Below are 25,928 nucleotides of genomic sequence, written 5' to 3' on the forward strand. Positions count from 1 at the left end.
TAGATCGGCCCCGGGGGCTGAGACCAAGATAGTCTCCAGCGCGTCACCTGGGAAGCGGTTCACCTGACAAGCCCTGTAACAGCTGCCCGCCCCCACACAAAAACCCAACCAAGAGGTCTGTATGAACGCCCCCTTCGATCAGCTGTACACCTGGCTGAAAGAACACCGCATCACCGAAGTCGAATGCGTGATCAGCGACCTGACCGGCATCGCCCGCGGCAAGATCGCACCCACCGCCAAGTTCCTGCATGAACGAGGCATGCGCCTGCCAGAAAGCGTGCTGCTGCAGACGGTCACCGGTGACTACGTAGATGATGACATCTACTACAACCTCCTCGATGCCGCCGACATCGACATGGTCTGCCGCCCCGACCCAAGCGCTGTGTACCAGATCCCGTGGGCGATCGAGCCGACTGCCATCGTGATTCATGACACCTTCGACAAGCAAGGCAACCCCATCGAGCTGTCGCCGCGCAACGTGCTGAAGAAAGTGCTCAAGCTGTACGCCGACAAAGGCTGGCAGCCCATCGTCGCGCCAGAGATGGAGTTCTACCTGACCAAGCGCTGTGAAGACCCGGATTTGCCGCTGCAAGTACCGTTGGGGCGCTCTGGCCGTGCCGAGAGTGGCCGCCAGTCGTTCTCGATTGACGCCGCCAACGAATTCGATCCGCTGTTCGAAGACGTCTATGACTGGTGCGAGATCCAGGGCCTGGACCTGGATACGCTGATTCACGAAGACGGCCCGGCGCAAATGGAGATCAACTTCCGCCACGGCGATGCGCTGGACCTGGCCGACCAGATCACCGTGTTCAAGCGCACCATGCGTGAAGCGGCGCTCAAGCACAATGTGGCCGCCACCTTCATGGCCAAGCCGATCACCGACGAGCCGGGCAGTGCCATGCACCTGCACCAGAGCGTGGTCGACATCGCCACCGGCAAGCCGATTTTCGCCAACGAAGACGGCAGCATGAGCCCGCTGTTCCTGCACCACATTGGCGGCTTGCAGAAGTACATCCCCAAGCTGTTGCCGATGTTCGCGCCCAACGTCAACTCGTTCCGCCGCTTCCTGCCAGACACCTCGGCACCGGTAAACGTCGAGTGGGGCGAAGAAAACCGCACCGCCGGCCTGCGCGTGCCTACCTCAAGCCCCGAGGCGATGCGCGTGGAAAACCGCCTGCCGGGTGCCGATGCCAACCCGTACCTGGCGATTGCCGCCAGCCTGCTGTGCGGCTACCTGGGCATGGTCGAGCAGATTGACCCCAGCGCGCCGGTACAGGGCCGGGCGTACGAGCGGCGCAACCTGCGCCTGCCGATCACCATCGAGGACGCGCTGCAGCACATGGAAGACTGCGAAGCCGTGCAGCAGTACCTGGGCAAGCAGTTCGTTCAGGGCTATGTGGCCGTCAAACGTGCCGAGCACGAGAACTACAAGCGCGTGATCAGCTCGTGGGAGCGCGAGTTCCTGATGCTGAGCGTCTGAACCGCACAGGGGGTGCTTGGCTGCCCCCTTTACACCGAACTCGAAGAACAAGACCAACGAGGTGTCCCCATGCGTCATCTGCAAGCCCTGATCCCCGCTGCATTCACCCTGCTGTTCGCCACCACTACCCACGCCACCCCTTCGGTGAGCGTGTACAACTGGACCGACTACATCGGTGACACCACCCTGGCCGACTTCCAGGCCAGCAGCGGCATCAAGGTGGTCTATGACGTATTCGACTCCAACGAAACCCTGGAAGGCAAGCTGTTGGCCGGGCGCACCGGCTATGACGTGGTGGTACCCTCCAACCACTTCCTGGCCCGCCAGGCCCAGGCTGGCGCCTTTCTGCCACTGGATCGCAGCAAACTGCCGAACTGGCAGCACCTGGACCCCAACCTGCTGAAGCAACTTGAACAGAACGACCCCGGCAACCAGTACGCCGTGCCCTACCTGTGGGGGACCAATGGCATCGGCTACAACGTCGAAAAGGTCAAGGCAGCGCTAGGCGTCGACCATATCGATTCGTGGGCGGTGCTGTTCGAGCCTGAGAACCTGAAAAAGCTCAAGCAATGTGGCGTGGCATTCATGGACTCGCCCGACGAACTGTTCCCGGCCATGCTCAACTACCTGGGCATGGACCCGCGCAGCGAAAAACCGGCCGACTACGCCAAAGCCGAAGCCCGCCTGCTCGAGTTGCGCCCATACATCACGTACTTCCACTCCTCCAAATACGTTTCCGACCTGGCCAATGGCGATGTCTGCGTGGCCTTCGGCTACTCCGGCGACGTGTTCCAGGCCGCCAACCGTGCAGTAGAAGCCAAGAACGGCGTGAAAGTGGCCTACAGCATTCCCAAGGAAGGCAGCAACCTGTGGTTCGACCTGCTGGCCATTCCCAAGGATGCCAGCAACCCCGAACAGGCCCTGGCGTTCATCAACTACCTGCTCGACCCCAAGGTGATCGCCAAAGTCAGCGCGACGGTGGGCTATGCCAACGCCAACCCGGATGCCAAGGCCTACATGGATGCATCACTGGTGAACAACCCCGAAATCTACCCACCCCAGGATGTGCTGGACAAGCTGTACATCTCCAGCACCCCCAGCCCCAAGATCATGCGCGTCATGACCCGTTCCTGGAGCAAGATCAAGTCCAACCGCTGAGTCGAGAACGCCCATGCCTTTCAATACTCAACACGCCGCCTCGTACTATGCCGCCACGGCACGCGATGCGGCACCCTACCCCTGCCTGGATGGCGAAGTTACGGCAGACGTCTGCGTGGTCGGCGGTGGCCTGACCGGTGTAAATACTGCCCTGGAGCTCGCCGAGCGCGGCCTTTCGGTGGTGCTGCTGGAAGGCCGGCGCATCGGCTGGGGCGCCAGCGGGCGCAATGGCGGCCAGCTGATTCGCGGTATCGGCCACGACGTCAGCGGCTTCGCCCGGCACGTCGGCCAGGAGGGTGTGCAATACCTGAAGCAGGCCGGCATCGATTCGGTGGAGCTGGTGGCCAACCGCATTGCCCGCTATGGCATTGCCTGCGACCTGCGCTGGGGCTTTTGCGAACTGGCCAACACAGCAGCCCAGTTCGCCGCTTTCAAGGATGAGCAGGACGAACTTTCGGCCCTGGGCTATCGCCATGAAACACGCCTGGTAGGTGCCGGGCAGCTGAACGAGATTGTAGCCAGCGACCAGTACGCCGGCGGCCTGGTCGACATGGGTTCGGGTCACCTTCACCCTCTCGATCTGGTTCAGGGTGAGGCCCGTGCGGCACACGGCCTGGGCGTGCGCATTTTCGAGCAAAGCCCGGTGCTGCGCATCGACCACGGCTCCAGCGTGATCTTGCACACGGCTCGCGGCAAAGTGAGGGCAGGCAGCCTGGTGCTGGGCTGCAACGCCCACCTCGATGAGCTGGAGCCCCGCTTGAGTGGCAAGGTGCTGCCGGCCGGCAGTTACGTGGTAGCCACGGAACCCCTGCCCGAAGCGCTAGCCCTTACCTTGATACCGCAGAACATGGCGCTGTGCGACCAGAAGGTCGGCCTGGACTACTACCGCCTCACCGCCGACCGCCGCCTGCTGTTTGGTGGCGCCTGCCACTATTCCGGGCGTGACCCCAAGGACATCGCTGCCTACATGCGGCCCAAAGTGATGAAGGTGTTCCCGCAACTGGCCAATGTGCGTATCGATTACCAGTGGGGCGGCATGATCGGCATCACCGCCAACCGCTTCCCCCAAGTCGGGCGCCTGAGCCAGCACCCGAACGTGTATTACGCCCAGGGCTATTCAGGGCACGGGCTGAACGTGACGCACTGGACGGCGAAACTGCTGGCCGAAAGCATCGCCCTCGGCCAAAGCCACGGCCTGGATGTGTTCAGCGCCGTGCCGCATTTGACCTTCCCCGGTGGTAAGGCACTGCGTTCACCGCTGCTGGCCTTGGGGATGCTGTGGTATCGGTTGCGAGAAGCGCTCGGTTGATAGCGTGCGGGCGTGCACGCTGCCTACAGAGGGGGGCAAGCCCGCGATGCGCAAGATACCTGAACAGAATCAGCAGCCCGAGTTGAACCCGCCCACTGGCCAACTGTCATGCACCTGCTAGCGTTGTTCTGGCCGACCTCTCATGGATGCGCCTTCATCATGAAATCACTGCCTCGCATTACCCTGTTGTGCGCCGCATTGCTTGCCGTGACCGCCTGCTCCAGCAATCGCGTGGACCCCAAGGACTACTCCGGCTTCCTCAAGGATTACAGCCGCCTGCAAGAAGCCAAGAGCCCGTCTGGCGACCCGGTGATGCGCTGGATCGACCCCAAGGTCAATATCAACCAGTACAGCCAGGTGTTCATCGAGCCCAGCCAGTTCTACCCCAAGCCACAGCCGACAGCAGTTATTACGCAACAGACGCTGGGGGAAATCACCCGCTACTTCAATGAGGCCCTGCGCCGTGAAATCGGCAGTGTGATGCCGCTCGCACAAGGTCCTGGCCCGGGTGTGATCGTGGTACGCCCGGCTATTACTGCAGTATCTACCAGCAACGAGGGCCTAAAGCCCTACGAGGTCATCCCCATCGCGCTGATCGCGGCAGGTGTGAACACCGCCACGGGTGGCCGTGACCAGGATGTGGATGTGGGGGTGGAGGCGGCGTTCCTTGATGGGGCCAACCAGAAGGTACTCGCCCAGGTGGTACGCAAAGGTGCGGGCCAGGAGCTGGAGAACGATACCCAGAAGCTGACCCTTAATGACGTCAAGCCGGTGCTGGATGGCTGGGCCAAGGACATGCGTGCGAGCTTCCTGGAGGCGAAGCAGAAAGCCCGCTAAGAATCGCCGTACACAGTACCTGTGGGAGCGGCCTTGCGTCGCGAAAGGGCCGCAAAGCGGCCCCAGCAACATAGGCACCCATGCCGAAATCCTGGGGGCGCTTCGCACCCCTTTCCGACCGGTCCGGCGCCCCGGCAAGGCCGCTCCCACAAAAAGACCGCATCGCCCAGTAAGCTTGTTTAGCACTCTACAAATGCTACTGCCAAACCGCCACGCGAGGTTTCCTTGTAGTTGGCATGCATGTCGGCCCCGGTATCACGCATGGTGCGGATCACCCGGTCGAGCGAGATGAAGTGCTCACCATCCCCGCGCAACGCCATTTGCACAGCGTTGATCGCCTTCACTGCCGCAATTGCATTGCGCTCGATGCAGGGCACCTGAACCAGGCCGCCAACCGGGTCGCAGGTCAGCCCCAGGTTGTGTTCCAAGGCAATTTCGGCGGCATTCTCCAGTTGCGGCGGCGTAGCGCTCAGCACCTGTGCAAGGCCGGCAGCGGCCATCGAACACGCAGAGCCCACTTCGCCCTGGCAGCCCACTTCAGCACCGGAAATCGAAGCGTTCTTCTTGCACAGGATGCCGACCGCTGCTGCGGCCAGCAGGAAGTCCACGACATCGGCGTCGCTGGCGGCAGGGTTGAACTTCATGTAGTAGTGCAACACCGCCGGGATGATACCGGCCGCACCATTGGTAGGCGCGGTAACCATGCGCCCGCCGGCGGCGTTTTCTTCATTGACCGCCAGGGCGAACAGGTTGACCCACTCCATGGCGCTGAGGGTCGAGCCGATCACGTTAGGCTTGCCCAGTTCCTGCAGGCTGCGGTGCAGGCGCGCCGCACGGCGCTTGACGTGCAGCCCGCCAGGCAAGATGCCTTCGTTGCGCAGCCCGTTGTCAACGCACTCACGCATGGCCGCCCAGATACGCAGCAGCCCTTCGCGCACCTCGGCTTCCGGCCGCCATGCACACTCGTTGGCCATCATCAGTTGCGCCACGCTCAAACCGTGGGTTTTGCACAAGGCCAGCAACTGGGCACCACTGTCGAACTCATAAGGCAGCACCACTGCGCCGCCTTCAGTGGCCGGAGCATCGATTTCGGCCTGCTCGACGATAAAGCCGCCACCCACCGAATAGTAGGTCTGACACAGCAGGCTGCCCTGCCCGTCCATGGCTTCCAGGCTCATGGCATTGGGGTGGTACGGCAGGTTTTCGTCGAGCAACAGCATGTCACGGCCATAGTCGAAAGCCAGCGGGTGGCTGCCATCCAGCATCAGGCAATGCTCTTGCAGCACCTGGCCGATACGCGACTCGATGGTGGCCGGGTCGATCCTGTCCGGCCACTGGCCCATCAGGCCGAGCAGGCAGGCGCGGTCGGTGGCATGGCCAACCCCGGTGGCCGACAGCGAGCCATACAAGCGCACTTCGACACGCATCACCCGCGCCAGCAGCCCCTGCTCACGCAAGGCCTGGGCAAAAGTCGCTGCGGCCCGCATCGGGCCAACAGTGTGGGAGCTGGACGGCCCGATGCCGATTTTGAAAAGGTCGAAAACACTGATAGCCATACTAATGCCTGACCGCCCCCTGAGATGAATCCAAAGCACGGTTATCTGAAGAAATTGAGTGGTACTGCGATATTGCGCGATACTGACGCCATGGCTCACGGATGACCAACGAAACTTTCTAAGCAAGGCTTTAGTGGTACTAAACGATGCGACGACAACTCAATGGCCAGCTGTTCGTCTGGCTACATGTATTCGCCTGCGCTGCCCGGCACCTGTCCTTCACCCGCTGCGCCGAAGAGCTGCACATCACCCCGGGTGCGGTCAGCCAGCAGATGCGCCAGCTGGAAGAACGCCTGGGTTACCGGCTTTTCCTGCGCCGGGCCCGCGGTGTGGAGCTGAGCGCCGAAGGGCAGCGCCTGGCCCAGACGGTGACCGACGCCTACGGCAGCATCGAGGCCGAACTGCTGCGCCTGGACGCCGGTGAAATTCGCGGTACGTTGCGGGTGCGCTCGATCCCGTCATTCCTGGCTAAGTGGCTCACCCCCCGCCTGCCGCGCTTTCAGCAGCGCTACCCCGACATCGAATTGCGCCTGGTGGCCGAGGACAGCGCCCAGGCATTGACCTTGGGCGAGTTCGACCTGGCGATCGACCTGAACGATGGCAGCTACCCCGGCATGCTCTCGACACCGCTGCTGGACGAGCAGATCTTCCCGGTGTGTTCACCCTCCCTGCTGCGCGGGCGCCCACCGCTGCATGGGCCGGCAGACCTTGCCCATTACCCGCTGCTGCATGACATCACCGCCTGGCGTGGCAGCTCGGAATACGCCGAATGGGAGTTCTACCTGGAGGGCATAGGCGCCGCCGGCCTGGATGTGCGGCGTGGGCACACCTTCAACCGTAACCACTTGACGATCGAGGCGGCCATTGCCGGTATCGGTGTAGCGATTGCCCGGCGCACGCTGCTGAATGACGAACTGGAACGCGGCGCACTGATCGTGCCGTTCGGTGTGCCAATTGCGAACCACAAACGCTACATGGTGCATTACCCGCCGGGTGGACTGAACCAGCCGGGGGCACGGGCGGTACATGACTGGCTGGTGGAGGAAGCGCGGGGATTCCGCGAGTTGCACCCGCTAAGCAAGGAATGACCAATCTCCTACTGCTAATCGCGGTCCTGTGGGAGCGGGCGAGCCCGCGAACACCGGCTTAGCCGGTGCCATCCACCGCGTTGCTTGTTTCGCGGGCACGCCCGCTCCCACAGGGTCCGTGGCGCGCTTTCGAACTGTTAATACGCCTGCTTGCCGGTAAAGGCATTCAGGGTGCGCACCAGGATCACAAAGTCCAGCCATAGCGACCAGTTGTTGATGTACTCGATGTCCGAGTCCACCCGCTGGATCATCTGCTCGATATCCTTGGTCTCGCCCCTGAAACCACGCACCTGCGCCAGGCCGGTCATGCCCGGCTTGATGTTGTGGCGGGCAAAGTAGTCAACGATGTCCTGCGAATACAAGGTGTCGTGCTGCAGCGCATGCGGGCGCGGCCCGACCAGCGACATTTCCCCGGTCAGCACGTTGAACAACTGTGGCAGCTCATCCAGGCTGGTGCGGCGGATAAACGCGCCAATCCGGGTCAGCCGCGGGTCATTCTTCTGCGCCTGTTTCACCACCCCATTATCCGGCTGGTGAACATGCATGCTTCTGAACTTCCAGATCCGGAACGATTCGCCGGTCCAGCCCGTGCGCTCCTGGCGGAAGAACACCGGCCCGGGGCTGGTGACCTTGATGGCCAGTGCAACACCCAGTAATACGGGCGACGCGCACAGTAGAATGAGCGCCGCCAACACCCTGTCCTCGAGGTTTTTCAGGAACAGGCTCATGCCCGTCAGCGGTGTTTCAGACAACGTAAGTACAGGGATACCGGCAATTTCCCTCACGCTGTGGTTGATCAGGCGCAGCGAGAAGATATCCGGCACCCAGTTCACCGCTATGCACTTGTCGAGCAGCTTGAAGTACACATCGTTGATGACCTCGGAGCCCCCGAGCGGCGTAACCAGGTAGACGGTGCGTATGCCATGCTGGGCAACGATTTCATCCAGGTCCGCAATGTGCCCGAGCACGGGTAGGCGCTGCTTGCCTTCAGCATTGTCACGCCCCTGCCCGGCGCCCTGGTCAAGCAGCACGCACCCCAGAACCCGCTCGCCAAACCAGGGGTTGTTGCTGATTTTCTGATAAAGGAAATTGGCCAGGTCGCCGTCGCCGATAATCAGTGCATTGTCCAGGCGTGCATGGGCGGTAAAGCGCTTTTGCAATTCACGAACAGCAAAGTGCAGGAATAACTGGGCAATATAACCAATGATGAACAACTGCACGACCAGTAGCCGTGAATAGGTTTCGCTCTGCTTGGTCAAAAACGCCATGACCACAAGGAAGCAGAACGTTGCAGACCACGCTTTGAACAGGCGGAAGGCCTTGATCGAAAGGCCCACGTTCGTGCGGTAGATAGCATAATGGTCGTAAATCACGGCCAATGCACCAATCAGCAACAGCAGCATGATTACATAATCTGAGGTTATGTAACCAAACTGATCATAGATGAGGTACCAGGCAATACCTGTGACCGCAATGCCATCAAGCCCGGCCTGGATGGCGTTACTTACGCTGCTTCTTCTCTGGAGTAAGGAACGACTGCTTCTGGGTTCGAAAACCATTTCAGACCTCATCTATGTGAGCGTAGCAAGTGCCTTCCATCAAACAGCAAGTCTTGAAAACGGCTTATGTAACGCCACCGAAGCAGGATCGTGCAGCCCCCAAGCCACTGATCTCACTGTAGCAGCCACCCGCCATCAAGGCGGGTTCTGGCCGATTCATCCAGCCCCTCTGGCCGAATCGGCTGCCCTGCCGTACAGCAGCGTACGCAACAAAAACAGTGGGTTGCCCACCACATAACGCATGAACAAACGTTTTGGCTCGCGCAACAGCCGGTAGGCCCATTCGCCCCCCAGGCGCCGTAGCCAATGCGGTGCCCGGCTTACCTTGCCACCGAGGAAGTCCAGGATAGCCCCGCCACACACGATCAGGCACGGTCCGCCAACCGCTGCCAACCTGGCTGCTACCGCCTCCTGCTTGGGCATGCCCATGCCCAGCACGATCAGCTCTGGTTGATGATCCTTGGCCAGGTTCAGGTAGGTGTCGACGCTGGCAAAGCCATCGTGAACCGAAACCGGTAGCACGCCAAACAGTGCCTCACAGCGTTGCACAGCCTGGTTCAGGTACGGCTGCTGCGTGCCCCAGAACGCAACCCGGCGGCCGCGATAAGCCGACATGAGGCTGGGAATGAAGTCGGTGCCGTTCATGTTCAGCCCGGGCTCCAGGCCCATACGCCGATACAGGATCGCCATGCCGGAGCCGTCGCGCAGCAGCACGTCGGCCGCCGACAACGCCTGGCAGTACGCAGCGTCGCGCACCACCAGGTTCATCGCATGGGCATTGACGAACCCCAGCACGGTTGCGCACTGCGGGGCAGCCAGCCGGTCGAGCAGGCGCTGCGCTGCGCTGCTGTCAGGCACTACCTCGAGCCCGTTGATGATGCCTTGCCAGCGTTTCTGCCATTGCCATGCAGCCATCAGTCGTCATCCCGTTTGGAGCGCACCCATTCAACCTGGCGCTTGATCAGAAACCCCAGGTACAAGGGGATTTTCCTGGCAGCGTAGAAAGGCGCGTACAGCAGCACTGAAAACGGTATCAGCTCCCGGCAGAAACGGGCCCACGCCAGCAACACCGCAACGCCGAGCATGGCCAACGCCACCAGGGCAATCCACGCAGGCGCCGCAATACCCAGCAGCAGGTACGCAAGCCAGGCCAACACGTTTAGCCCGAGCAACGTCAGCACCAGTAGCGCCAAGGGTGGCACCAGCAAGTCCAGGGTCATGGCCAGCAGGCTGCCATTGCCTTGCTTGATGGCTGCCAGCGCACGCTTGGGTGCATCAGCCAGCATCAACCCCAGGTGGCCATGCTCCCAGCGAGTGCGCTGGCTGTTCAGTCCTTGCTGGCTGGCGGGAAACTGGCTGGTAACCAGCGCCTCAGGGCAAAACAGTGGCGGCTTGCCGTGCTGGCACAGGTCCAGGCCCAGTTTCACGTCTTCCACCAGGTGCCCATTGGCCAGGTTGATCAAGGCCAGGTCGTGCCAACCGAATGCCATCCCGGCCCCCATCAACTGGCACGGCAGGCCAAGGCGCGCCCACCCGCGCGGACGCACCAGGTTTTTTACCCGCCAGGCAAACTCGGCCACCTGTACTTTCAGCCCGCTGCCTGCGGGAGCGCGCATCAGGTACAGCGCCTGTATCGGGCGTTGCGCCTGCTTGCAACGGCGCGCCAGGCATTCAATTGCGCCCTCGCCTACCTGGCAGTCGGCATCCACCACAATCACCACCTCTGGTGGCTGGCCAGCCAAGTGGCGTACGCCAAAGTCCAGGGCATAACCTTTACCACGCCGCACTGCATCAAAGCGCTCCACCACCTCTGCACCCGCCTCGCGGGCCAGGCGGGCCGTTTCGTCGGAGCAGTTGTCGGCCACCACCAGCAGGCGGTCGCCTTCCTGCAATTGCGGGGTAATGCTCGCCAGCGTCGTGCGGATGATCGCCGCCTCATCATGTGCGGGCACCAGCACCGCAACGCGCGGGCGCACGGCATTGCCCAGGGGCCGCGAACGCGGCGGCAGGCATGCCATGAGCACCTGCACGAAAAACACCGACACCGGGACCCAGGCGGACACCGCCAACAGGCCCAGCAACCAACCCAGTACACTCATCATGCGGATGCCTTGAAATAGCCGGCCAGCCTGGCCGCCTCAGTGTCGATGTCATGCCGTTGCAATACCCGCTGGTAGGCCGCCTCGCCCATGCGCTGCAGCACGTCGGCGGGTTGCGCCAGGCAGTCGGCCATGGCGGCTGCCAATTCGTCCACAGCACCGGCGGGGAACAGCCAGCCATTCTCGCCCGGGCGCACCAGCTCGGGGATACCCGCTACAAAGGTGGTGAGTACCGGCCGGCGCAAGGCCATGGCCTCCATGATCACCACCGGCAAGCCTTCGGCGAAGCTGGGCAATACCAGCGCGCGGGCGGCAAGGACCTCCTCGCGCACCCGTGCACTGCTGATCCAGCCGGTGATCCGCACGTGCTGCTGCAAGCCGTGCCGGGCAATCAAGGCCTCGACCTGCTGGCGCATCTCGCCGTCACCAGCCAGCACCAATTCGAACTCGATCGACTTTGCAGCAAGCTGACGTGCCGCCTCAAGCAGCAGCAACTGGCCTTTCTGTTCACACAGGCGCCCCACGCACACCAGCCGTGGCGCAGACGGCACATCGACCGGCGCCACCTCATGGAAGCCCCGCTCAAGGCCACAATGCACCACCTTCACTTTGGCCCAGTGTTCGTGCGCCACCCAGCGGAACAGCTGGCTGCGGCCATAAGAACTGACTGCCGCTACAAACGCGGCGCGCCGCACCTTTTCGCCCATGTGCAAGAACTGCGGCTTGTCGAACTCTTCCGGCCCGTGCACGGTAAAACTGTAGGCAGGCCCGCCCAGCCGGTTGGCCAGCATCACCACCTCGGTGGAGTTGGTGCCGAAATGAGCATGCACGTGTCTTGCTTCACTGGCCTGAAGCCACTGAAGCACCTGGCACGCTTCGGCGAGGTAGACCAGGTGGTAGGGCCAGGCGCGGTCGGCACGCAGGCCAAGGCGCATCGCCAGCCACAGGGCCTGGAAGAACCGCCCGGGCTGTGCACGCAGTACCTGCAACGTTGGCCTCAGCAAGCCCTTCACGCCTGCCTGCAATACATAGCGGGTCTTGCCCCGCTCGGCCGCATCCTCGGCGTCCTGCAACTCGGCATCCCACCCTCGCAGGGCAATGCGTTGCACCTCTACGCCCAGCCGCTCCAGCGCCAGGATCTCGCGGCGGATGAAACTGTGGCTGACTTTCGGGTATTGATTGATGAAGTAAGCAATGCGCATACGAATTCAGATCCCGACCCGCTTGATGACCGGCCACCCCTGCCAACCTTCACTTCAGGCTGTCGACTACGGGCGGTCTGTCTACTGCCGATGCACTCACAGCAAATGCATCCCCCTGTTTTCCTTGTAGTCCAAGGTTGTGACCGCTGCCCGGCAATGCGGCCTGCAAGCGCAGAAAAACATCGTCCAGCAGCGCCTGGCGACGGCGGTACATTGCGCGTTTCTTTGCCGGAATGTCCTGTTCGGCGCGCTGGGCCGGTGCCAACGGGATGATGAAGAAGTCCTCGCGGTTCGACGCAGTAGCGCCGTTTTCCTGCCAGATGACGTCGTAGTTGGCCGCCAGGTCCTGGGCCTTGTCGCTGCCGAAATACGGGTGGCGATGGTGCCGGCAGGTATCGCTGACGGCATACAGGTGCACAACGCCCAACGTGCGCGCCAGGCACTTCAATGCTTCTAGCAGCAGGCTGCGCGGGCGCAGCCCCTCGAAGTCCTTGGTCAGGTCACGGTAAATGGCAAGCGATGTTTCGCTGTCGATGCCCTTGTGAATGCCCTGCACAGCACCGATGAACATCAACAGCTCACCTTGGTCGCGGCACAGGGTAAACGCCAACGACGCCACACGCAGGTCGCCCTGAAACAGGTTCAGTACCAGTTCACCTTCACGCTTGAACCAGATGGGGCGGTCCAGTACCAGTCGGCAGCCGGGCGAATAGCTGGCCAGGTCGCACAACGTCAGGCTTTCGTCCCGCCCCAGCAGCAACAGTGCCGGAAATTCCCCGGCCAGCACTTCAAAGTGCGAAGCCACCACCTCCAGGCGCTGCGGGGCCTCCCAGCACTTGCTGAGGTAAGGCCACTGCACCATGCCGATGCAGTCCACGCCCAGCCGCTGCACACCTTGCGGGCCCAACGCTGCCGTCATGCGCTGCATGAAACCATTCAGCTCAGGCCATTGCCTGGCAATGTGCCGCGTCAACTTGTACTTGTTGTTCAACGCCCGCAACGAGTAGCCCGGTTGCAAGGTGAACACGCTTTTCACGAGGGTGCCGAGCATCATGGGTCTCTCTCACTTGTACTCGATCAAAGCCGATTTGCCGGCCGCGAAGCGGTGGCGCAGGAATTTCAGTTGGCCGAGCATTTCCGGAAACTTGCCCAACACCAGAAACACCGCCTGCAGCCAGTTCTCGCGCGCCGATTTACCGCCGCGGCGCGCCAGGCGCACAGCCTGCAACGGGTAGATCAACAGCAACAGCAAGCCCCAACTACCCAGCAACAGGCACGCCAGCACGATCACCAGGGGGATGCCCAGGCCCCACAGCCAGGCCCGGCGCGACTCACGCAGCCAGTGTTGTTCAGGCGGCTGGCCATGTAGATAGGCGCCTTCGGCATAAGCATGGCCGGCACGCAGGCTGCGCCGCCACCACTGGCTGAAACGGGTCATGGCCGCGTCGTGCAAGGTCATCTCGGCAGCCAGCCGCCATACCTTCCAACCCTTGGCCCGCAAGCGCACGCACAGTTCCGGCTCCTCGCCAGCGATCAGCTCGGCGCGAAAGCCGCCAACGGCGGCAAAGGCGTCTGCACGCATCAGCGCATCGCCACCACAGGCCTTGGCCTCACCGACCGGGGTGTCCCATTCCAGGTCGCATAACAGGTTGTAAACCGAATGCTCCGGGAAGCGCTCACGCCGACGGCCACACACCACCGCTACCTCTGGATGTTGGTCGAGAAATGCCTGCGCCGTGGCCAGCCAGTGGGCATCCACCTCGCAATCGCCATCGACGAATTGCACCCATTGCATCGACGGCAATAGCTGTTGCAAGGCGCTAAAGCCTTCGTTGCGGGCGCGTGCGGCGGTGAACGGCACCCTCATGTCCAGCGCAAGCACTTCCACCCCCAGGCTGCGCGCCAGCAGCGGCGACCCGTCGGTGGAGCCCGAATCGACGTACATGACCTTGCCCGCCCCCTGCACCAGCGAACGCAGGCAGCGCTCCAGACGCGAGCCTTCGTTGCGGCCGATGACCACCACGCCGATGCCTGCCGTCATGGCGTTCGCTCGACAGGCGCCGTGGCAGCCGGCAGCCTGGTCTTGATGGTGGCCGGTACCCCTACCGCCAGCGAGTTGTCCGGCACATCCACCAGTACCACCGCATTGGCGCCGATGATCACGTTGTTGCCAATGCGAATGCTGCCCAGCACCTTGGCGCCGGTACCAATATCGACGTTGTTGCCGAACACCGGGGCAATGGGCTCGTTGACATTCTTCAAGCCCACCACCACACCGTTGCGGATACGGCAGTCGTCGCCGAACCGTGCATAGCCACTGATGACGATGCCGCCAAAATGATCGATGACAAAGTTGCGCCCGATCACCACTTCGCACGGCAACTCGATGCCGGTGATGATCTGCACGAATTTGAACAACACTTTGTAGACCAGCGAGCACAGCTTGCGCAGCAGCGCCGGGCGGACGGTATAACGCCAGCGACCAAAGCGATACACCAGCAGTACCCAGAAGCCCTGCGCGCCCCAGTCACCGCCATGGGCCCGCAGGTCAGCACGAATATTCTCGAACATGGCTCCACCTACCTTGTCGCTTGGCTGGCGTACCGGGTCTTGAACAACAATGACCAGGTCGCCTGGCAATGACGCCAGCAGGCCTGTATCGCGCCCCACCCGCGTCGTTTCAACAGCGCCTTGAGTGCCAGCACCAGGTCACCCAGGGTAACCAGCAGCATGTGCAGGGCCAGCCCTGCCACCCCATGATGCTTGCGGAAGTACAACAACTCGCTTTCGATCTGGTACGCCGAGATCTGCCGGCTTGCCGCCTCCAGCTCGGCCACCGACTTGGAGCTTTCGCCGCCGATGTGTACCACCGTGGTATGCGGGTAGAACACCACTTTCCAGCCCGCCTCTTTCACCCGCTTGCAGTGGTCCACTTCTTCGTAATAAAGGAAGTAGCGCGGGTCGAACAGCCCCACCTTGTCGAGCACTTCGCGGCGCACCAGGTAGAAGCAGCCGGGCAGCCAGTCACACTCGCGCACCGACGCGTGGTCCCAGTTCATTTCGTCGACCATCTTCAACCCCGGGAAGAACCGCCCCAGCCCGGTACGCCCGACGAACACGTTGAGCGGTGTGGGGAAGTAGCGGCAGCTGGGTTGCAGGTCACCGTCGCGCCCCTCCAGGCGCACCCCCAGCACACCGCAATCTGGATGGGCCTCCATGTAGTCGAGGGTTTTCTGCAGGGAGTCGGCGGCAACAAAGGCATCGGTATTGAGCAGCAAGGCGTACTTGCCTTTCAGGTGCGCCAGCAGCTGGTTGTTGGCCCGGCCGAACCCCACGTTCTGCTTGTTGCTCAGCAGCAGTGCCTCGGGGCACACCTGGGCCATGCGCTGCACCGAGTCATCGCGCGATGCGTTGTCTACCACCAGGTAACTGGCCAGGCGCTCGCTGTCGGCGCGGCGCAGCGCATCGAACATCGGCTGCAGCAGCCCGGCGGTATTGAAATTGACCACCATGACATCCACAGGTTTGCTAGCCATTTTTGCTGTCCCCGAAGAAATACTGGCGCCTTTGCGCCATCAGCTGCGGCTCCACTTGCGGGTCGTAGGCGCCATTGCGCTGCTTGACCAGGTCGATCCAGGGGTAGGCTTCGCAGCGCTCCTCCACCCGCTTGATCAATTGCTCGGTGGTACAGATGAACACGGCCGGGTTGCCCCCATACACGGTGCCCGGCGGCACGTCCTTGGTCACCACCGCGCCTGCAGCCACGATCGACTCCGGGCCGATGGTCACACGGGGCATGATGATGGCTCCGTGGCCGATGAAGCAGTTGTCCTTGATATCGATATACCCGACCGAGTCCAGGTGCTTGCCGAAGCGATGCTCGATCAGCAATACCACGCCGTCATGACCGATCAACGTGCAGTCGGACAGGCCCACACTGTTACCGATGCGCACCAGCGACGGGTCGAGGAACTTGCAGCCTGTATTGACAAAGAAGTTGGTGCCGACCGAGTGAAAGTTGCCCCAGCGGGTGAGGTAGGCGCCCCATTCAAGCCCCGAAGGCCTGCAGAACCGCCGGTAGAACGTGCCCCCTCGCCCGGTTGCATGGGCATAATGCGCCACTGCCTTGCGTATCCATCCCTTCATACTGCCTGGCCTCGCGATCAAAACCTTCTGGAGTGTCCCTGAGGCGTTCCGGTCTCGTTCTTCTGGTTGCTGACCGCAGCGCTCTCAACCCATGTACAGCGTGCATCACGCCACGGCGCCCCTGGCCGCCGTCATCCTGGCATTGAGGTGGTCGGCCAGCCGCACGGCAAACTGCAGCAGCGGCATGGTCGGGTTGGAGGCGCCGCCCTTGGCAAAAATACTGCTGCCGGCGACGTACAGGTTTTCGGTACCAAACACCTTGCAGTTGGCATCGACCACACCGAATTGCGGCGAAGCGGCCATGCGCGTGGTGCCCATGTGGTGGGCATGCGGTGCCATCTTCAGCGGTATCGATGTGTCGTAGACAAAGTCGTTGAGTTTGATGAACCCCAGGTCCATATCGGCGAACTGCTTGGCCAGTTCGGTGCCGATGCACTTGATGGTATGCCTGTCATCGGCGCTGAGCGCCCAGTTGACATTGACCTTGGCCATGCCCAGTGCATCCTTTTCGTTCAGCAGCGAAATGCGGCTGTGCAGGTTGGGGAACTGCTCGATCATGGTGCTGATCACACCGTCACCGGGGCAACTGAACTTGGCGACGAAGGACACCTTGCTGGCGAAGCCCCAGTCACAGGCAAGGTTTTCGAGAAAATGCTTGACCTCGGCGGTACGCCCATAGGTTTGCACATCAGCCAGCAAGGCGGCGGTGACGTTGCCTTTACCGGCTTTGTACTCATCGACAAAGGCATCGGTGGTGTAGTACTGGCGCGGCTCCGGGTCTTGCCCGGACTTGAGGATGAAGGTGCCCAGGTCAATATTCAGGTGCTCCATGAAGCACCCGCCAACCAGCCCATCCTTGTTTATCACGCCCGCAGCCACCAGGGTTTCACTGTTCAACAGTTGCCGGGCATTCTCGATGGCGCCCGTGGCCAGGATGAAGTGGCTAGCCACCAGGCGCTGGCGATTGCGCTGGTAATCGGACAGCACCACTGCAGCAATGTGGCCGGAAGCCCTGTCGAATTCCAGGTCTACACAATTGCAGTTGATGAACACGTCCAGGCCTTTGGTCTGCTCGAGTGCCGTGGCGTATTTCTGCGCAAAGCGCGTGGGTGGGCTAAGCAGAAAGCGATCGGGCTCGAAGTCGCCGCCATTGAGGCCGGCATTCATCGCACGAAAATCCGAACCTGGCGGCAGGTCGACGATATCCATGGCCGCAGGCAGGTAGCCCTCTATCTCCGAATAGGGAATCGGCCACCCAGGCAGCTCGCCAGGCGGGGCGATGGAAAAGTCCGAAGGGGTGAATGGGCGGCAACGGCCCGCCCAATGGTTGGACGTACCGCCCAGGTAGCGCAGGCGGGTTTCTTCGGCGTACAACTCAAGGCCTGTGGAGGTGCATGCGTACAAGCCTTGCGAGTGCGGCGCATACTCACGCCCGCCGCCTTCGGCGAGCAACACGCTCCAGCCAGCCGCAGCCAGCCGCAGGCCCAGGGTGATACCTGCCGGGCCGGCACCAATGATGCAGAAATCGTAATGATCACGCAGCGCCTTCTGCTGCTCGAAGTCCTTGATCATGCTTGCTCGTTCCGGAAGTAACGGGACGGCAATACCCAGCCGTTGATGACCACGAACCCCGATTGTTCGACAGGTTTGCCGGCAACGGTTGCAGAAGTGCCGAACACGGCGCCACCGACGCCCAGCAAGACACAGCTCTGGAGAAACCCCCTACGCCCCACCTGCGCACTACAAAAAGTAAGCTTCCCCATGATCCCGTGACCTGTACTCATGAAAGTTACACCCAGCACGCTGCCTCACAACCAGTTGAAAAAGGCCGTCAGCAACGCCCCGCACAGCGCCCCGACCAGCAGCATCGGCAGCACCACCAGTTCACGTTTGAGGCTGAAGATTCCCAGCTTGCAATTCACATACACAATCAGCACCAGCGTTGGTACGGTATGCAAGGCAACCCCCCAGATCGCCCATTCCACACCACCGATCGCCTGCAACAGCGGCAGCAACGCCCATAGCGAGACCAGGCGGATGATGTTATCCATGGCCTGGTACTTCGTCAGGCCCAAGGCAATCCACACCTGATGTGCCAAGGTATAGCGCAATACGATGAAAGACAGCGAGAGAATTGCCAGCATCGGCCCTGCTTCACTGTAGCGATCGTCGTACATCCAGCCGATCAGCAGTGGGCTGGCAGTGAGAAAACCGCCGCAGATGAACAGCACCAGCAGGTCGACCAGCAGGCGGAAACGGTGATACAGCGCTTTCAGGCGCTCCTTGTCATCGGCCCGGGCCGCTTCGCTGAAGGCGGGGAGCGCGACCGCGCCGACAATTTTCATCAGTGCCGTCTGCACCGCGCCCAGGATCAGCACTGCAATCGAGTAAACCCCCAGTTGCGCCGCCGACATACTGGCACCAAACAGGATGCGGTCACCGTACATGGCCAGCACCCCCACCATCGACGACAACAGGATCCAGCGGCCGAACACTATCAGTTCGGTAAGCGCGGTACGGTCCCAGCGCAGGTGATTGTTCGGCCCCTCAAGAGCGGTATGGCCCAGCACGGTCCAGGCAACGGCAGAAACCAGCCCGGCAATCACCAACGCCCATATCGAATGGGTCAGCAGGCCTAGAACCAGCATCACCACCAGGCCGGCCGCTTGTGACGCCAGGTCGACCAGCACCACGCGCTTTTGTTGGAAAGTGCGCACAGCCACGTCTATCTTGGTGGACTGGAAGCCCCAGATGACTGCCGACAGCCCGGTAAATGCCAACACCATCGGCAACACGGGCGCGGCATATGTGGAATCCGCCGGCCACAACTCCTCCAGCTGTGCCACCCAGGCACACAAGGCCAGCAGCAGGGTCAGGCCAAACAGCAAGAAGCCGCGAATGATCTGCACGGTCCATGCGGTATTGAGAAAGTCCGGGTCGTCACCCCGATGGCTCTGGATGATGTTCTGCCGCAGCCCTACGTCCGACAACAAATGCAGGAGTACCGAGACCGTGGTGGCAATGACCATTACCCCGAACATTTCCGGCAGCAGCAAACGGGCCATGATCAGGTTGCCGCCAAGGCGCATGACCTGTGAAGCCACCTGGGATACCAGGTTCCATGACCCGGCTCTCATGGCTCGCTTGCGCAAGCTTGCGGCAGCTGACACATCAATCGACGGCATGACTTCAATCTCTGACTGATTGGCTAAAAGTCACTATAGTTTCAATTAGCCACGATGCTAGCCGTTGCCCACCGAGGGAAAGGTGTACATAGCCGATGCCTGAACATTTTCGTGCGTTGATCGTCATTCTGTTTTTGGCGAGCGTGGTCTTCCTGCTGGCGCGGCGCCCTGCCACCGACCTGATTCCGCTCGGTGACTTCAAGCGCCGGCGCAACTTGTGGTTCCTGCTTACCGTGCTGGCCTTCGTCTCGCACAGCTTCTGGCTGTACCTGGGCGCGGGTGCCGTGATCCTGTTGATTGCCACGCGCCGCGAACACAACCCCATGGCGCTGTTCTACATGCTGCTGTTCCTGATCCCGCCGGCGTCGGTGCAGGTGCCCGGGTTCGGCGTGGTCAACTACCTGGTCGACCTCAACCATATCCGCCTGCTGACCCTGTGCGTGCTGTTGCCGGCAGCGTTGGAGCTGCGCCGGCAAAGTGACACCCTGCGCTTCGGGCGCACCTGGCCCGACAAGTTGCTGGCGGCCGGCCTGCTGCTGATGAGCGTGCTGTACCTGCGCGAGACCACCCTTACGGATACCCTGCGCCAGGCGCTGTACCTGTTTGTCGATGTGTTCCTGCCGTACTACGTTGCCAGCCGTGGGCTGCGCCAGGTCAGCGACTTCAAGGATGCGTTGCTGGCCTTCGTGCTTGCCTCTTTCGTGCTGGCACTGATCGCCGTGGCCGAGTACGTGCGCCACTGGCTGCTGTACAGCGCCCTGGTGGATGCCATGGGCGTGCCCTGGAGCATGTCCGGCTACCTGAGCCGGGGTGGCGCGCTGCGTGCCAGCGCCACTACCGGGCAAGCCATTGCCCTGGGTTATGTGATGAGCGTGGCCATCGGCCTGTTCCTGTTCGTGCAGGGTTATGTCCAGCGCCCCTTGCAGCGCGCGATGGGCGCCCTGCTGCTGGCCGCCGGGCTGTTCGCGCCGTTGTCTCGTGGCCCGTGGATAGGCGTGGTGGTGATCGTGGTGGTATTCATTGCCTTGGGCAAAGGGGCCGTCCGGCGCCTGACGCTGCTGGCAGCTGCCGGCATGCTCGCCCTGCCCTTGCTGACCATCGTGCCCGGCGGTGAAAAGGTACTGGACCTGTTGCCGTTCATTGGCAACCTGGAAAAAGAAAACATCACCTACCGCGAGCGGCTGATGGACAACTCGTGGATCGTCATCCAGCGCAACCCGCTGTTTGGCTCGTTCGACTTCCGCAACACCCCGGAAATGCAATCGATGATCCAGGGCGAAGGCATCATCGACATCGTCAACACGTACATCAACCTGGCACTGCGGGTCGGGCTGGTCGGGCTTGGCCTGTTCGTGGCCTTTTTCGCCGTGGTGCTGTGGGGCATCCGCAAGGCCATGCGCAGCTTTGCCGACAAGGATGACGAGCGAAGGCAGCTGGGGCGGGTGTTGCTGGCAACGCTGATCGGCATTCTGGTCATCATCTTCACCGTCAGCAGCATCACCTTCATCCCGGTGGTGTACTGGTCAATCGGCGGGCTGGGCGTGGCCTACATCCAGATGGTCCGCCGTCTGCACAACAGCCAGGCAGCCGAGCTGGCCGAACCCGGCCTACAACCCAGGTAATGCCCATGAATGTGTTTGCCCTTGTGCGGGTTTCGGTCATGGCTGGCCTGGCGGTGCTGCCTTTGGCCGGCTGGTCATCGGACTGGCAGGTCAGCGTCGAGGAACAGAATGGCTTGCCCACTGTGACCCGCGGCGGCGGGCCGGTGATGAAGGCCAAGTTCGACTTCTGGGCGGCCAACTGGAGCTGGACCGGCTTCTACACGGACTTCAAGGTCAACGGCCCCTACCACTACACCTTGCAGGGCAAGAACAAGGAGCTGGATTTCGACCTTACGGCAGACATCCGCAAGCAACAGCCACAAACCCTGAGCTGGGCCTTCGACCTTGACGCGCATAGCCGCCAGAGCGGCGTAATGGGTGGCGGCATGGTGTTCCAGTTCGACCCGGAGCAAATTGCCGGAGAAATGGGCGCCCCGATCTTGCTACCCGACAACCGTGGCTGGTCATGGGGCAAGGCTGACCAGGGCAGACGCATTGAAATGCGCTTCGACCCGCCACTGGCCAAGGTGTACTTCGAGCGCGGCAACCCGTCCGAGCTGCGCGCATTCTTCTACAAAGACCCGATCAGCGCTGGCCGGCAGCAGATCAAGGCGGTGCTGAACATTACCGGCGACATCGACCTGGGCCCCACCCCCACCGAACGCTTTGGCCTGGCCGACCCCACCAGCTGGCCCGACGACCAGCTTGACTGGCGCACTTCGCCTGTGGACCTGTCATTCCTCAACGCTGCGGAAAAACCGGCAGGCAAGCGCGGCTTCGTCAAGGCAGTGGGCGAACAACTGATGTTCGAAGACAACACGCCGGTGCGTTTCTGGGGCACCAACCTGTCTGCCTATTCGCTGTTCAAGAGCCCCGATGAGGAAATCCGCCAGCAGGCCAAGCGTCTATCGGCACTGGGCTTCAACCTGGTGCGCCTGCACCACCACGATTCGCCCTGGGTCAGCCCGAACGTGTTTGGCGATGGCACCCTGGTGCGCGATACCCAGCAGCTCAGCGCCGAGTCGCTACGCAAGCTCGACCTGTGGATCAAGGCGCTCAAGGATGAAGGCATCTATATCTGGCTGGACATGCACGTGCAACGCGCACTCACTGCCAACGACAAGATTGAAGATTTCGAGGAACTGCCCAAGAAAGATGACCGCGTCGACTTGAAGGGCTACGCCTATGTGAACACCAGTATTCAGCAGGCGATGAAACGCTTTGCCGAGCAATACCTGACCCATGTGAACGAATACACAGGTCTTGCCTACAAGGACGACCCGGCCATCGCCGCGGTGCTGATCACCAACGAAAACGACCTTACCCAGCACTATGGCAATGCCTTGATGCCGAACAAGGATGTACCACGCCACAGCGAACGCTACATGGCAGCGGCCAAAGCGTTCGCCAGGCAGTACAACCTGCCCGTCGACCAGACCTGGCGCGCCTGGGAGCACGGCCCCTCGAAGCTGTGGCTCAACGAACTGGAGCAGCGCTTCAACGCCGACATGATCGCCCACCTCCGTGGCCTGGGCGTGAAGGTACCGATCGCCACCACCAGTACGTGGGGTGGCAATGGCCTGAGTGCACTGCCCGCGCTGACCGTAGGGGATGTCGTCGATGCCCACAGCTACGGCGCCATTGGCCAGCTGGAAAAGAACCCGCTGACCAGCGATGGCATGATCGACTGGATCGCCGCTGCCCAGGTGGTCGGCAAACCGCTCACCGTCACCGAATGGAACGCCGAGCCGTTCCCTTTGCCCGACCGCCATTCGCTACCGCTGTACGTGGCCGGTACCGCCAGCCACCAGGGCTGGGATGCGCTGATGCAATATGCCTACAGCCAGCAAGGTTTCAACCCGGGCTGGCGCACGGCGGATAACTGGCACGCTTACAACGACCCGGCGATGATCGCCACCTTGCCGGCAGCCGCCCTGCTCTATCGCCGTGCCGATGTGAAACCTGCCACCACCCATTATGTGTTCGCACCGACACCCGCCACCCTGTACAACCAGGAGATCACCCCGGGAAATTCGCCGTTGTTGCGCACCGCCATGGAGAAGGGCCAGCTGCAGATCGCCCTGCCGCAAACACCGGAATTGCCGTGGCTGAAACCGGCCGCCATTCCCACGGGAGCGCAAGTGCTACAAGACCCGGGGCAGTCATTGCTGGCCGCTGATGCCACCGAATCGGTGACCGACACCGGCGAACTCAAGCGCAACTGGCAACAAGGCATCTACACCATCGACACACCGCTGACCCAGGCGGCCACGGGCTGGCTGGGTGGCCGTGCAATCAGCCTTGGGGCCATCCAGGTGCAGACAAAAACGCCTTACGCCAGCGTCGCGGTACAAAGCCTGGACGGTAAACCGCTGGGCCAGTCAAGGGTGCTGCTGTTGTCTCTGGGCACCCGCGCCCTGCCCAAAGCCGATGACAAGACCCCGTTCAACGTCGAACCGCTCGAAGGCAGCCTCACCATCAAGGCGCCCGCGGGGCTGAAACTGTTCGCCCGGGATGCACAGGCACAACTCAAGCCGCTGCCGGCAACGTACAAGGACGGGCATTACCTGATTACGTTCGACAGCAATTACATGTCCAACTGGCTGTTCTTGAAATAGGGCATCTGGCCATCTACGCTCAAGTCACCTGTAGCTGGCCCACTCACCTGTACTTTTCAGGGACGGTTCACTGCGTCTGTAAAACAGCAGGTCACAGGAGGTGCGGATGAAGTTCCTGGTTGTCGGTGGCGCCGGCTACATCGGCTCGCACATGGTCAAGCACTTGCTCGCTGCAGGCCACGAGGTGGTTGTGGCCGACCTGGTTGAGCCTGCACCTGGCGTTCAATGGGCCAAGCTGGACATCGCCGACGAGGCCGCACTGGATGTGCTGTTTGGCGTGTGCCGCTTCGATGCCGTGTTCCATTTTGCCTCGTTCATCCAGGTAGGCGAGTCAGTCAGCGCACCTGGCAAGTACTACCAGAACAATGTCGCCGCTACCCTCAGCCTGTTGCAGGCCATGGTGAACGCGGGTATCAAGCATCTGGTGTTTTCTTCCAGTGCGGCCGTTTACGGTAACCCGCTTTATGTACCGATCGATGAAGCGCATGCCAAGGGGCCAATCAACCCGTATGGCCTGAGCAAATGGATGGTCGAGCAAATTCTTGAGGACTTCGACCGCGCCTATGGCTTGAAATCGGTTTGCCTGCGCTATTTCAATGCGGCAGGCGCCGACCCCGAAGGCCAACTGGGGGAGCGCCACGAACCGGAAACCCACCTGATCCCGTTGATCTTGCAGGCGGCCTCAGGGCGCCGCGAGGCGGTGACGGTGTTTGGCCGGGACTACGACACCCCGGATGGCACCTGTATTCGTGATTACGTGCATGTGGCCGACCTGGCGGCGGCGCATGCGTTGGCGGTGGATTATCTGCTGGCGGGCGGTGAACGTACGGCGTTCAACCTGGGCAATGGCCATGGGTTTTCAGTGCAGCAGGTGATCGATACTGCCCGCGCCGTAACTGGCCGGGAAATCCGCGTGCTCGATGCGCCACGTCGCGCCGGTGACCCGCCCCGGCTGGTGGCGGATGCCGGCAAGGCATTGAGTGCACTGGGCTGGCGGCCGGAGTTTGTTTCGCTGGAGCAGATCGTGCGGCATGCGTGGCAGTGGGAATTGCAATATCCCTGGAGTCGTTGAGCGCACCTCGCCCCCCTGTGGCGGGTTTACCTGCGGCTGCTCTTGTGGGAGCCGCGCTTGCCGGCGATGGGCCGCAAAGCGGCCCCACGATTTCCAGGTTGTTGCATAAATCGCCGGGGCCGCTTCGCGCCCCATCGCCGGCAAGCCCGGCTCCCACAGGGTCCCCTGCTAAATCAGATGAGAGCAGCCTTGTGCTGCTCCTGATTCAATAGTACGTGCGTGGCTGCTCATCCGCCTTGTTCAACACCGTCCCCACCAGGTTCACCGTCGCCAGGTAATGCAGGCAATCCTCGATTTCCTTCTTGTTGTTCATCCCGTTGGCCACCACCAGCAATACACAATCGAACCTGGGTATCACGGTGATCGCATCGTCAGAGCTTAACAACGGCGGCAAATCGAAAATGCAGATGCGCGACTCATAGCGATTGCGCAAATCGTCGATCAGGGTGTTTACCTTGGGCGAAGACAGCATCTCGGTCGACAACGGCACCGGCGCCCGCGTCGGTAGCACCACAAAGCGTGGCAGGGTCGGGTTCACCAGGCAGTCCTGCAGTTCTGCCTTGTCCGTCAGGAACTCGTTCAGTGCCTGCTCCATGGGCAGGCCCAGGCAACTGCCTACCTTGGGCCGGCGCAGGTCGAAATCCACCAGTAACGCGGTCTTGGTGGTGTGGTGCGCGATACTCATGGCCAGGTTGATCGCCAGCACCGTCTTGCCTGCTTCAGGGGTTGGCGAGGTGATGGCGAGGGTACGCCAGCCGTTCTCGTCCATCATCCTGAGTACTTGGGTACGCAGCAGGTCGATCGGCCCGTTCATGTTGGAGTTCTTGTTGAACGCCACAATGCGATGGCGCTCCAGGTGGTCCGGGCGCAGCGGCACCACCTTGGTGGTTACGTAGTCGAACTGGCCTGGCACTTCCGCCAGCGCCGTACCCGGTGGGGGTGATAATGCCTGGGGGGTACCAGGGGTGACCTGATGAAGATTGTTGCCAACAGCCGGCTTGATCCTGTCCATCACTGC

21 protein-coding genes are annotated in these 25,928 nt (G+C 61.8%); 8 read left to right on the forward strand and 13 right to left on the reverse strand.

What is annotated here, in order from left to right:
* Window positions 1–121: 121 nt before the first annotated feature.
* The 4 genes from ACFY9W_RS03495 to ACFY9W_RS03510 all read left to right on the forward strand — a co-directional run bounded on the left by ACFY9W_RS03495 (window position 122) and on the right by ACFY9W_RS03510 (window position 4,784).
* Entirely contained in the window at window positions 122–1,480 is a 1,359-nt protein-coding gene (locus ACFY9W_RS03495; RefSeq protein WP_391125799.1) for a glutamine synthetase family protein, read from the forward strand.
* A gap of 69 nt (window positions 1,481–1,549) precedes the next feature.
* Window positions 1,550–2,638, forward strand: coding sequence for an extracellular solute-binding protein (locus ACFY9W_RS03500; protein WP_391125802.1), 1,089 nt, complete (start codon window positions 1,550–1,552; stop codon window positions 2,636–2,638).
* Between the two features lie 13 nt (window positions 2,639–2,651).
* Entirely contained in the window at window positions 2,652–3,947 is a 1,296-nt protein-coding gene (locus ACFY9W_RS03505) for an FAD-dependent oxidoreductase (protein ID WP_391125805.1), read from the forward strand.
* Window positions 3,948–4,106: 159 nt separating this feature from the next.
* On the forward strand, window positions 4,107–4,784 hold the full coding sequence (locus tag ACFY9W_RS03510; protein ID WP_391125808.1) for a DUF3313 family protein: 678 nt from the start codon (window positions 4,107–4,109) through the stop codon (window positions 4,782–4,784).
* A gap of 179 nt (window positions 4,785–4,963) precedes the next feature.
* Here the strand turns inward: ACFY9W_RS03510 and ACFY9W_RS03515 are convergent, their stop codons facing one another.
* Entirely contained in the window at window positions 4,964–6,340 is a 1,377-nt protein-coding gene (locus ACFY9W_RS03515; protein WP_391125811.1) for an L-serine ammonia-lyase, read from the reverse strand.
* A gap of 146 nt (window positions 6,341–6,486) precedes the next feature.
* On the opposite strand from ACFY9W_RS03515, the gene ACFY9W_RS03520 reads away from it, so the two are divergent.
* The gene (locus ACFY9W_RS03520; RefSeq protein WP_391125814.1) at window positions 6,487–7,428 is read left to right on the forward strand and encodes a LysR substrate-binding domain-containing protein; all 942 of its coding nucleotides are present in this window, start codon (window positions 6,487–6,489) and stop codon (window positions 7,426–7,428) included.
* 137 nt (window positions 7,429–7,565) lie between these two features.
* On the opposite strand, the gene ACFY9W_RS03525 is transcribed toward ACFY9W_RS03520, so the two are convergent.
* From ACFY9W_RS03525 to ACFY9W_RS03575, 11 genes are all read right to left on the reverse strand, one after another.
* Window positions 7,566–8,987 carry an undecaprenyl-phosphate glucose phosphotransferase gene (locus ACFY9W_RS03525; protein WP_391125817.1) on the reverse strand — a complete coding sequence of 474 codons (1,422 nt, stop codon included), beginning with the start codon at window positions 8,985–8,987 and terminating at the stop codon, window positions 7,566–7,568.
* 156 nt (window positions 8,988–9,143) lie between these two features.
* A complete protein-coding gene (locus tag ACFY9W_RS03530) occupies window positions 9,144–9,902 on the reverse strand; it encodes a WecB/TagA/CpsF family glycosyltransferase (RefSeq protein ID WP_391125820.1) in 759 nt (252 codons plus the stop codon).
* A complete protein-coding gene (locus tag ACFY9W_RS03535) occupies window positions 9,902–11,089 on the reverse strand; it encodes a glycosyltransferase (protein ID WP_391125823.1) in 1,188 nt (395 codons plus the stop codon). The genes ACFY9W_RS03530 and ACFY9W_RS03535 overlap by 1 nt, the downstream gene beginning before the upstream one ends.
* On the reverse strand, window positions 11,086–12,288 hold the full coding sequence (locus tag ACFY9W_RS03540; protein WP_391125826.1) for a glycosyltransferase: 1,203 nt from the start codon (window positions 12,286–12,288) through the stop codon (window positions 11,086–11,088). The genes ACFY9W_RS03535 and ACFY9W_RS03540 overlap by 4 nt, the downstream gene beginning before the upstream one ends.
* Window positions 12,289–12,337: 49 nt before the next feature.
* Window positions 12,338–13,342: a DUF535 family protein gene (locus ACFY9W_RS03545; RefSeq protein WP_391125829.1), complete on the reverse strand. Its 1,005-nt coding sequence runs from the start codon at window positions 13,340–13,342 to the stop codon at window positions 12,338–12,340.
* A 9-nt stretch (window positions 13,343–13,351) separates the two neighbouring features.
* Complete coding sequence (locus ACFY9W_RS03550) at window positions 13,352–14,329, reverse strand: glycosyltransferase (RefSeq protein ID WP_391125832.1); 978 nt, start codon at window positions 14,327–14,329, stop codon at window positions 13,352–13,354.
* Window positions 14,326–14,859 carry a serine O-acetyltransferase gene (locus ACFY9W_RS03555; RefSeq protein WP_391125835.1) on the reverse strand — a complete coding sequence of 178 codons (534 nt, stop codon included), beginning with the start codon at window positions 14,857–14,859 and terminating at the stop codon, window positions 14,326–14,328. Before ACFY9W_RS03555 ends, ACFY9W_RS03550 begins: the two co-directional genes overlap by 4 nt.
* Before the next feature lie 8 nt (window positions 14,860–14,867).
* The gene (locus tag ACFY9W_RS03560) at window positions 14,868–15,824 is read right to left on the reverse strand and encodes a glycosyltransferase (RefSeq protein ID WP_391125838.1); all 957 of its coding nucleotides are present in this window, start codon (window positions 15,822–15,824) and stop codon (window positions 14,868–14,870) included.
* Window positions 15,817–16,434: a DapH/DapD/GlmU-related protein gene (locus ACFY9W_RS03565; RefSeq protein ID WP_391125841.1), complete on the reverse strand. Its 618-nt coding sequence runs from the start codon at window positions 16,432–16,434 to the stop codon at window positions 15,817–15,819. The genes ACFY9W_RS03560 and ACFY9W_RS03565 overlap by 8 nt, the downstream gene beginning before the upstream one ends.
* 105 nt (window positions 16,435–16,539) lie before the next feature.
* A complete protein-coding gene (locus tag ACFY9W_RS03570) occupies window positions 16,540–18,006 on the reverse strand; it encodes an FAD-dependent oxidoreductase (protein WP_391125844.1) in 1,467 nt (488 codons plus the stop codon).
* A gap of 236 nt (window positions 18,007–18,242) precedes the next feature.
* Window positions 18,243–19,619: an oligosaccharide flippase family protein gene (locus ACFY9W_RS03575; RefSeq protein WP_391125847.1), complete on the reverse strand. Its 1,377-nt coding sequence runs from the start codon at window positions 19,617–19,619 to the stop codon at window positions 18,243–18,245.
* A gap of 95 nt (window positions 19,620–19,714) precedes the next feature.
* Between ACFY9W_RS03575 and ACFY9W_RS03580 the strand changes: the two genes are divergently transcribed.
* The 3 genes from ACFY9W_RS03580 (at window position 19,715) to galE (ending at window position 24,910) form a co-directional block, all read left to right on the forward strand.
* On the forward strand, window positions 19,715–21,241 hold the full coding sequence (locus ACFY9W_RS03580) for an O-antigen ligase family protein (RefSeq protein ID WP_391125850.1): 1,527 nt from the start codon (window positions 19,715–19,717) through the stop codon (window positions 21,239–21,241).
* Window positions 21,241–23,838 (forward strand): cellulase family glycosylhydrolase, encoded by a 2,598-nt coding sequence (locus ACFY9W_RS03585; protein ID WP_391125853.1) that lies wholly within the window; start codon window positions 21,241–21,243, stop codon window positions 23,836–23,838. The genes ACFY9W_RS03580 and ACFY9W_RS03585 overlap by 1 nt, the downstream gene beginning before the upstream one ends.
* A 106-nt stretch (window positions 23,839–23,944) precedes the next feature.
* On the forward strand, window positions 23,945–24,910 hold the full coding sequence (gene galE, locus ACFY9W_RS03590; RefSeq protein WP_391125855.1) for a UDP-glucose 4-epimerase GalE: 966 nt from the start codon (window positions 23,945–23,947) through the stop codon (window positions 24,908–24,910).
* A 205-nt stretch (window positions 24,911–25,115) separates the two neighbouring features.
* Here galE and ACFY9W_RS03595 read toward each other — a convergent pair whose 3' ends face one another.
* A complete protein-coding gene (locus tag ACFY9W_RS03595; RefSeq protein ID WP_391125858.1) occupies window positions 25,116–25,922 on the reverse strand; it encodes an AAA family ATPase in 807 nt (268 codons plus the stop codon).
* Window positions 25,923–25,928 lie beyond the last annotated feature (6 nt).

Origin of the sequence: Pseudomonas sp. NPDC008258 (genome assembly GCF_042956345.1) — a bacterium.
Lineage (GTDB): Bacteria > Pseudomonadota > Gammaproteobacteria > Pseudomonadales > Pseudomonadaceae > Aquipseudomonas.